The sequence below is a fragment of the Streptacidiphilus fuscans genome, from assembly GCF_015690355.1.
GTDB classification, from domain to species: domain Bacteria; phylum Actinomycetota; class Actinomycetes; order Streptomycetales; family Streptomycetaceae; genus Streptacidiphilus; species Streptacidiphilus fuscans.
In genome coordinates this window covers 179,833-188,319 of record NZ_JADPRT010000004.1, presented here as the reverse complement: position 1 = coordinate 188,319, position 8,487 = coordinate 179,833, and the positions used below count along the sequence as shown (strand labels likewise).

Sequence of the window (8,487 nt, the reverse complement as noted above, 5' to 3'; positions counted from 1 at the left end):
AGGGGCGCGGGGAACTGCGCGACAAGCCACCCGAGGTGGTGAGTCCCCGAACGAGCAGGGCCATCCGCACGGGGTGGCTTCTCGCGCAGTTCCCCGCGCCCCTGAGGGAGTTGCAACGCACCCGTCTGCAAAGAGGCTCAGTCGCGGGCCAGGCGCAGGCGCGAGCGCCAGGTCGTGGCGGGTTCGCCGTCGGTGACCGCTGCCGCGCCCGTCGTGACTGTCTCGTAGACGGCGAGGATGTCCGCGCCCACCGTGGACCAGTCGAAACGGCGGACATGGCGCGACCCCGTGTCGCTCAGCGCCTCGCGGCGCTCGGGGTCGCCGAGGAGGCGGATGACGGCCTGGGCCAGGGCCTCCCCGTCCTCGACGGGGAAGAGCTCGCCGCTGGAGCCGCCGTCCAGGACCTGCCGGAAGGCGTCCAGATCGCTGGCGACGACCGGCGCGCCCGCGCTCAGCGCCTCGACCAGGATGATGCCGAAGCTCTCGCCGCCCGTGTTCGGCGCGATGTACAGGTCGACGCTGCGCAGCAGCCGCGCCTTGTCCTGGTCGGAGACCATGCCGAGGAAGGTGATCCGGTCCCGGATCTCGCGGGGGAGGTCCTTGACCGCCTCCTCCTCGTCGCCCTTGCCGGCGACGATGAGCCGGACCGCGGGCCGCTCCGCGAGGATCTTCGGGAGAGCCTCCAGCAGCGTCGGCAGGCCCTTGCGGGGCTCGTTGATGCGGCCGACGAAGCCGATCGTCTCGCCCTGCCACTCGGGCTTGGGCTCCGCGCTCGCGAAGAAGTCGACGTCGACGCCGTTGGGGATGACCACCGCGTCGCCGCCGAGGTGCTCGACCAGCGTCGTGCGGGCGTACTCGCTGACGGCGATCCGCGCGGAGATCTTCTCCAGCGCGGGCTGGAGGATCGGCTCGGCCGCGATCATCGCGCGGGAACGCGGGTTCGAGGTGTGGAAGGTGGCCACGATCGGGCCGCTCGCGGCCCAACAGGCGAGCAGCGAGAGGCTCGGCGTCGCGGGCTCGTGGATGTGCAGCACCTCGAACCGGCCCTCGTGCAGCCACCGGCGCACCCGCGCGGCCGAGAGGAAGCCGAAGTTGAGCCGCGCCACCGAGCCGTTGTACGGCACCGGGACGGCGCGGCCCGCGGAGGTGACGTAGGGCGGGAGCGGCGTGTCGTCGTCGGCCGGGGCGAGCACCGAGACCTCGTGGCCGAGGCCGATCAGGTGCTCGGCAAGGTCGCGGACGTGGAACTGGACGCCCCCGGGGACGTCCCAGGCGTAGGGGCAGACGACGCCGATCCTCATGCCTGGGCCTCCACCGGGTCCGTGTCGCCGTCGGTCGACGGTGTTGTCGGCGCTGACGGCGTTGACGGCGTCGACTGTGTGTCAGTTGACGGTGCGTCAGTTGCCGCAGGAGGCGCCTTGTCCGGATCCAGGTCGGCGAGCCAGAAGCGCTGCAACATGTGCCAGTCCTTGGCGTGGGCGCGGACGCCCTCCGCCCAGACGTCGGCCATGGCCTGCGTCATCGCCGCCGTCTTCTCACGTCGGGTGCCCGTCTCGGGGACCTGGACCTCCTCGTGCACGCAGCCCTTCATTACCTTGGTGCCGTCGTACCAGAGGGTGACCGGGAGCAGCGCCGCGCCCGTCTGCTGGGCCAGGGCCGCCGGACCGGCGGGCATCCGGGTCTTCTCGCCCATGAAGTCGACCTCGACGCCGGACGCGGAGAGGTCGCGGTCGCCGACCAGGCAGACCAGGTTGCCCGCGCGCAGGCGCTTGGCCAGCGTGGCCATGGTGTGCGCACCGCCGGTCAGCGGCAGCACCTCCATGCCGAGACCCTCGCGGTAGGCGACGAAGGCGTCGAAGAGCTTCTCCGGCTTGAGCCGCTCGGCGACGGTGCTGAACGGGTAGCCGCGGACGACGACCCAGGCTCCGGCCAGGTCCCAGTTGCCCATGTGCGGCAGGGCGAGGATGACGCCGCGACCGGCGGCGAGCGTGTCGTCCAGCCGCTCGATGTGCTCGGGCTCGAAGGAGGCGGTGATCCGCTCCCGGCTCCAGACCGGCATCCGGAACGACTCGCACCAGTAGCGCAGGTAGGACCGCATGCCCTCGCGGCTGAGCGCGCGGATCCCCGCGTCGTCCAGCTCGGGGTGGACCCGGCGCAGGTTCGTCTCCAGCCGGAGCACGCTCTTGCCGCGGCCCTTCCAGGTGCGGTCGGCGATCCGCCGGAACAGCGCGTCGGCCCAGGGCTCGGGAAGGCGCTTGACCAGGGCCCAGCCGGACGCGTACGCGGTGTAGGTCAGCTGGTCCTTGACGCGGTTCAGGTCCGTCATCGGGCCTCCCCCTCGGTGGACTCCGTGGGCTCCGTGGGCGTGGTGGGCTCCGTCAGCGTAGTGGGCTCGGCGGGCTGCGCCGCCGCCAGCGCGGCGAACTCCATGGCCTCGCGGCGCACGGTCAGCACCCGCTGGAAGACGGTGACCAGGCTTCCCGCCGCCACCGCCCACAGCGCGATCGGCAGCAGCCACTGGATCCCCGGCACGCCGAACTCGTGCAGGCCGGAGAATCCGGCCGCGACCAGGGTGCCGACCAGCCGCTCGGCGCGCTCGACCACGCCGTTGACGTTGCACGGGAGCCCCAGGCTCTCCGCGCGCGCCTTGGTGTACGAGACGACCTGGCCGCTGGCCAGGCAGAACAGCGTCACCGCGCAGAGCAGCAGGTTGTCGCCCTTGCCCGCGTACCACATGGCGATGCCGCCGAAGATCGCGCCGTCGGCCACCCGGTCCAGCGTCGAGTCGAGGAAGGCGCCCCAGGGACCCGAGCGGCCCGCCTGGCGGGCCATGTTGCCGTCGACCAGGTCGGAGAAGACGAACAGGGTGATGACGACCGTGCCCCAGAAGAAGCTGCCGCGCGGGTAGAAGACCAGCGCACCCGCCACCACCCCGGCGGTGCCGACCAGGGTCACCGCGTCCGGGCTGACCCCCTTGCGCAGCAGGAAGGCCGCGAGAGGCGTGAAGACGCGGGTGAAGAAGGCTCGGGCGTATTTGTTGAGCATGGGTCTGCCGACCGCTCCGTTCCAGGCTGGAGAAGAGTGCGCACTGACTCTGGGAACCAGATCCTCCGGCTCCTGGGACCGGATTGTCTGGGCGTGCGCCATGCTATCGGGGGCCTGCGCATGGCCCGCGTATGGACCTGCGGCGAACTCGGTGAGAGGCTCCAAAGTACCGCGGGTGACCGTCGTCACAATCCCCACCCGTTCCCTCACGGAGCGATTCACCCGGCGCGGTCCCCGTGGCGTTTCTCTGGCGCGCGAGCGGGAGGAGACACCGATCATGGGTGACAAGCACAATGCACCAGCGGGAGCCGCCGGCAGGGCACCGTCGGCCGACCGGCCCGAGCAGATCAGGAACGTGGTGCTGGTCGGCCACAGCGGAGCAGGAAAGACCACCATCGCCGAGACCCTCGCCCTGGCCACGGGGGCGATCAACCGGGCCGGACGTGTCCAGGACGGCACGACCGTCTCCGACTACGACGAGATCGAGCACCGCCAGCAGCGCTCGGTCCAGCTCTCCCTCGTCCCGATCGAGTTCGACGGGTACAAGATCAACCTGCTGGACACGCCCGGCTACGCCGACTTCACCGGCGAACTGCGGGCCGGACTGCGGGCCGCCGACGCGGCCCTCTTCGTGGTCCCGGCAAACGAGGACATCGACGGCGCGACCCGCTCGCTCTGGGACGAGTGCGCCGCGGTCGACATGCCGCGCGCCCTGCTCGTCACCAAGCTCGACGCGCCCCAGGCCGACTTCGACGCGACCATCGAGCGCTGCCGCGAGGCGTTCGCGCCGGACTCCCCCGAGTCCGTGCTGCCGATCTACCTGCCGCTGCGCGAGGGCGAACCCGGCTCGGACGGCGTCCCGCACGTCTCCGGCCTGCTCGGGCTGCTCAGCCGGCACCGCTACGACTACGCCGACGGCAAGCGCGTCGAGAGCGAGGTCGACGACGCGCTCGCGGCGGAGATCGACGCGCCCAGGGAGCGGCTGATCGAGGCGGTCATCACCGAGAGCGAGGACGAGACGTTGATGGACCGCTACCTCGGCGGCGAGACCATCGACACGAAGACCGTCATCGACGACCTCGAACGCGCGGTGGCCCGCGGCCACTTCCACCCCGTGCTGGCCGCGCTCCCGGCCCCCGACGGCTCCCGCGAGGGCGTCGGCACGACGGAGCTGCTGGAACTGGTCACCGCGGCGTTCCCCTCCCCCGTCGAGCACGTCTGCCCGGTGCACCCCGGCGATGAGGCCGTCGCCTGCGACCCCGACGGCCCGCTGGCCGCGCAGGTGCTGAAGGTCACCAGCGACCCCTACGTCGGACGGCTCACCCTCTGCCGCGTCTTCTCCGGCACGCTGCGGCCCGACGTCCAGGTCCACGTCGGCGAGAGCGACGAGCGCGTCGGCGCACTGACGTCGCCGTTCGGCAGGACGCAGCGCCCGGTCCCGCAGGCGGTGGCGGGCGACATCGTCTGCGTCGCCAAGCTCGGCCATGGCGCGACCGAGGAGACCCTGAGCCAGCCCGGCCACCTGGTCGACCTCGACCACTGGGCGCTGCCCGAGCCGCTGCTGCCGATCGCCATCCACGCCCACAGCAAGGCGGACGAGGACAAGCTCTCCCAGGCGCTGGCCCGCCTCGGCGGCGAGGACCCGACGCTGCGGCTGGAGCAGAATCCGGAGACCCGGCAACTGGTCCTGTGGTGCCTCGGCGAGGCCCACGCGGACGTGATGCTGGAGCGGCTGCGCGGCCGGTTCGGCGTGCAGATCGACACCGAGGACTACGTGGTGCCGTTCCGCGAGACCCTTGCGGGCCCGGCGACGGGCCGTGGCCGGCACGTCAAGCAGTCCGGCGGGCACGGGCAGTACGCCATCTGCGAGATCGAGGCCGAGCCGCTGCCGACCGGCAGCGGGTTCGAGTTCGTCGACAAGGTGGTGGGCGGCTCGGTCCCGCGCCAGTTCATCACCTCGGTCGAGAAGGGCGTCCGCGCGCAGCTGGCACGCGGCGTGGCGGCGGGCTTTCCGCTGGTCGACGTCCGGGTCACGCTCATCGACGGCAAGGCCCACTCCGTGGACTCCTCGGACGCCGCGTTCCAGACGGCGGGCGCGCTGGCGCTGCGCGAGGCGGCAGCGGACAACGTCCGGCTGCTGGAGCCGGTGGCGGAGGTCCATGTGCTCGTCCCGGACGAGTTCGTGGGCGCGGTGCTGAGCGATCTGTCCAGCAGGCGCGGACGGGTCCTCGGCACGGAGCCTGTCGGCTCGGGCGGTAGGACCGCGATCCACGCGGACGTCCCGGAGCTGGAGATCATCCGCTACGCGGTCGACCTCCGCTCGCTGAGCCACGGCTCCGGCAGCTTTACGCGTGCGTACGCGCGGCACGAGGCGTTGCCGGAGGCGATGGCGTCGCGGGTGCTCAAGACAGCGGAGGCTGCGAGGTAGATCTAGTTACACAGGGGCGCGCTGCACTACCCCAGGGGCGCGGGGAACTGCGCGAGCAACCACCCGGTGTGGATGGCCCTGTTCGTTCGGCGTGCCACCTGCGTGGGTGGCTTGTCGCGCAGTTCCCCGCGCCCCCAAGTAGTGCAACCGCGCGCGGGAGCGAAGCAACTGCTGGTCGCGCCCCCGCGGCGGAGCCGCACATCAGCAGAGCCCCGCGCCCCTGGGGAGAGTGCAACTACCGATCCGAGATTGAGCAAGCCGGCGTGCCGCCGGGGAGGCGGTGGCGGTTGGCGGCGATCCAGACGTACAGCTCCGAGAGGAGGAACCGGGTGCCCGGCAGGAACGCCAGAGCGCCGAGCACCGTCCACGGGAACCGCCTGGTGCGCAGCAGCAGCTTTCCCGCCGCGTCCGACCCGCCGTAGACCGCGCCCGTCGGCGTGATCCAGAGGACCTCCCGCTCGGCGCGGGCCTCGGAGACCCCGCCGTCGGTGAACGCGGCAAGCGCCGCGAGGTCCGCGCGTTGGAAGGGCACCGCCGTCCAGCCGGTCCGGCCGAGGACCCGTTCCGCCGTCCGCACGGACGTCGTGCAGAAGGCGCAGTCGCCGTCGTAGAGCAGGACCGGCGTGCCCGCAGTGAGCTCCATAATGGCCATTCTCGCAGGTGCGGGAGGAACCCCTGACACCGGGTGATCGGCAGCGATACCCTGACCACGCAGGCCCGTTGACACACGCTCAGAGAGGATTCGCCGTGACGATGAGCGACATCGGGCCGCAGGTTCTGCGGACCGATCCGTCACCGAGCTCGGGGGCCACCACCTCCCTCTCCTCCCTTGCCTACCGCGACGGCGACTTCACGAAGCTGCTCGACCTCTCCGAGGGCGCCAAGCACAAGACCGGCCGGATCAAGCTGCTCTCCCCCAACCTCGGCGAGGCCTTCTGCGAGGCCGTGCTCGCCCGCACGCTGGGCGCGACGCGCAAGCCGATGGTGCCGTCGTACGGCGCGGCGCCGCGCATCGTCGTGGAGCACTGCCTGGAGGCGGAGGACGTCCGCCACCAGCGGGACAAGCGGCTGACGTTGGTGGCCGTGGTCTTCGGCCTGCTGTTCCTGCCCGGGGCGTTGCTCTGGCTGCTGGTCTTCGAGATCGCCCGCCGGTCAGGCGAGAAGCGGCGCGATGTGGTGCAGAACTTCGGCGTGCTGGTGGCCGTGGTGATCGCGGGCGTGCTGGCGTGGCGGCCGGGCACCGTCACCGGGTTCTGGGGCGACTACCTGCGCATCATGTGCATCGTGCCGGTGGCCGGCTGGTTCGTGGCGCGGCAGATCTGCGTGCGGACCTCCGAGCAACTGCGGTCGCGCTGGCGCTCGCTGCTGGAGGGCGGTGCGGTCGGGCCGACCGTGCCGGGCGCGGTGCCCAAGGGGCCGGACGACCACAAGGCCGAGAACCAGCGCAAGCAGCTGGCCAAGCTCTCCGCCGAGCAGGACACCAACGTCGTCCACTACGCCGGGGCCAAGGGGATACTCGGCCTGGGTCCCCGCTGGGCGTCCTGGCAGCTCGCCGAACAGCTCAAGCCCGCGCCCGGGTTCGAGGAGATCCGCCCGTTCCACGCCTTCGACCTGGTGCGGAAGATGGACGAGCGCCTCGGTCGCCTCAAGCGCTCGCCGCTGGCGGACGGCGGCGTCCCCGGCGTCGACGTGCGGCACTGGGTGGTGCTGCCGCTGGGCGAGGGCGCGGACGAGTTCAGCCGTCCGTCGGGGCCGGAGATGGACGGCTTCCTGATGCGGGCGTCCGCCGTGGCCGACGTCGCCAACAAGCAGTCCTTCGGCAGCAGCCCCCGGCACTACCTGGGCACCCAGTTCGTACTCTGGAACGGCCAGTTGGTCATCACGATGATGACCAGGGTGAGCGTGCTCTCGGAGACGCTGCGGATCGAGGTCTCCGGTCACGCGCTCGGCCCGCTGCCGGGCTGGTTCGGCGACAAGCCGAAGGCGCCCGAGAAGCAGGTGCAGAAGACCGGCAAGTTCTGGGAGGAGCGGACGGTCACGCTGCCCGTCGTCACCAACGCCGAGGTGGTCCGGCTGGCCACCCGGGCGCCGTTCACCTGGAACCAGGGGCTGTTGAACTGGCTGGGCGGCTCGGTCAAGCTCCCGGAGCCGTTCGGCATCCGCTCGGCCTGGGCGGCGCGTCCGTGGAGCAACCGCTTCATGGCGGACGACGCGATAAACATCGCCGTCCCGGTGCTGCGCGCGGTCCACGACGCGACGCTGGACGTGCTGCGGGACCACGACATCGACGTCGAGCGCTTCCAGAACCGCTCGCAGCTGCTGGGCTCGGAGGCCCAGGGCATCCGGCCGTTCAAGGCCGACGTCTACGACGCGTAAGCGCTCCGGACGGACTCATGGCGAAGGGCCCGGACTTTCCGTCCGGGCCCTTCGCCGTACGGCAAACGCGTCAGCCCTCCGGCCAGGCCTCGGCGACCAGCTTGCGGGTCTCGCTCAGCATCTGCGGCAGCACCTTGACCCGGCCGACGACCGGCATGAAGTTCGTGTCCCCGCCCCAGCGCGGCACGATGTGCTGGTGCAGGTGGGCCGCGATACCGGCGCCGCCCGCCGAGCCCTGGTTGATACCGATGTTGAAGCCGTGCGCGCCGGACGCCGTGCGCAGCGCGGTCATCGCCTGCTTGGTCAGCTCGGCGATCTCGACCGTCTCCTCCGCCGTCAGATCCGTGTAGTCGGCGACGTGGCGGTACGGCACGGCCATCAAGTGGCCACCGTTGTAGGGGTACTTGTTGAGGACGGCGTAGGCGTGCACGCCACGCCGGACGATCAGACCGTCCTCGTCGCTCATCGACGGGATGGCGCAGAACGGGCAGCCGTCGTCCGGCTCGGGGCCGGTCGGCTTGTCCTCGCCCTGGATGTAGGCCATCCGATGCGGGGTCCAGAGGCGGCCGAACCCGTCAGGGATGCTCTGCTCCTCGTACTGCTCGTACGGCTCCGTCGTCATGCTGATCAGCATAGGC

The 8,487-nt window shown here is 71.4% G+C and carries 7 protein-coding genes; 2 read left to right on the top strand and 5 right to left on the bottom strand.

The genetic code is table 11. From position 1 onward, the window contains the following. Window positions 1-137: 137 nt before the first annotated feature. From I2501_RS11480 to pgsA, 3 genes are read right to left on the bottom strand one after another with little or no spacing between them, the layout of a single operon-like run. Window positions 138-1,301, bottom strand: a complete 1,164-nt coding sequence (locus I2501_RS11480) for a glycosyltransferase family 4 protein (RefSeq protein WP_196193811.1) — start codon at window positions 1,299-1,301, stop codon at window positions 138-140. Continuing rightward, window positions 1,298-2,326 carry a phosphatidylinositol mannoside acyltransferase gene (locus tag I2501_RS11475; protein ID WP_196193810.1) on the bottom strand — a complete coding sequence of 343 codons (1,029 nt, stop codon included), beginning with the start codon at window positions 2,324-2,326 and terminating at the stop codon, window positions 1,298-1,300. Before I2501_RS11475 ends, I2501_RS11480 begins: the two co-directional genes overlap by 4 nt. Further along, a complete protein-coding gene (gene pgsA, locus I2501_RS11470) occupies window positions 2,323-3,045 on the bottom strand; it encodes a phosphatidylinositol phosphate synthase (protein WP_196193809.1) in 723 nt (240 codons plus the stop codon). The genes I2501_RS11475 and pgsA overlap by 4 nt, the downstream gene beginning before the upstream one ends. Window positions 3,046-3,322: 277 nt before the next feature. Here pgsA and I2501_RS11465 point away from each other — a divergent pair, with 277 nt between their 5' ends. Beyond that, window positions 3,323-5,473 (top strand): elongation factor G-like protein EF-G2, encoded by a 2,151-nt coding sequence (locus tag I2501_RS11465; protein ID WP_196193808.1) that lies wholly within the window; start codon window positions 3,323-3,325, stop codon window positions 5,471-5,473. A 235-nt stretch (window positions 5,474-5,708) separates the two neighbouring features. Here the strand turns inward: I2501_RS11465 and I2501_RS11460 are convergent, their stop codons facing one another. Continuing rightward, window positions 5,709-6,116 carry a thiol-disulfide oxidoreductase DCC family protein gene (locus I2501_RS11460; RefSeq protein ID WP_196193807.1) on the bottom strand — a complete coding sequence of 136 codons (408 nt, stop codon included), beginning with the start codon at window positions 6,114-6,116 and terminating at the stop codon, window positions 5,709-5,711. 110 nt (window positions 6,117-6,226) lie between these two features. Here I2501_RS11460 and I2501_RS11455 point away from each other — a divergent pair, with 110 nt between their 5' ends. After that, window positions 6,227-7,849: a hypothetical protein gene (locus I2501_RS11455; protein WP_196194128.1), complete on the top strand. Its 1,623-nt coding sequence runs from the start codon at window positions 6,227-6,229 to the stop codon at window positions 7,847-7,849. 70 nt (window positions 7,850-7,919) lie between these two features. Here the strand turns inward: I2501_RS11455 and I2501_RS11450 are convergent, their stop codons facing one another. After that, window positions 7,920-8,483, bottom strand: coding sequence for an HIT family protein (locus I2501_RS11450; RefSeq protein WP_196193806.1), 564 nt, complete (start codon window positions 8,481-8,483; stop codon window positions 7,920-7,922). Window positions 8,484-8,487 lie beyond the last annotated feature (4 nt).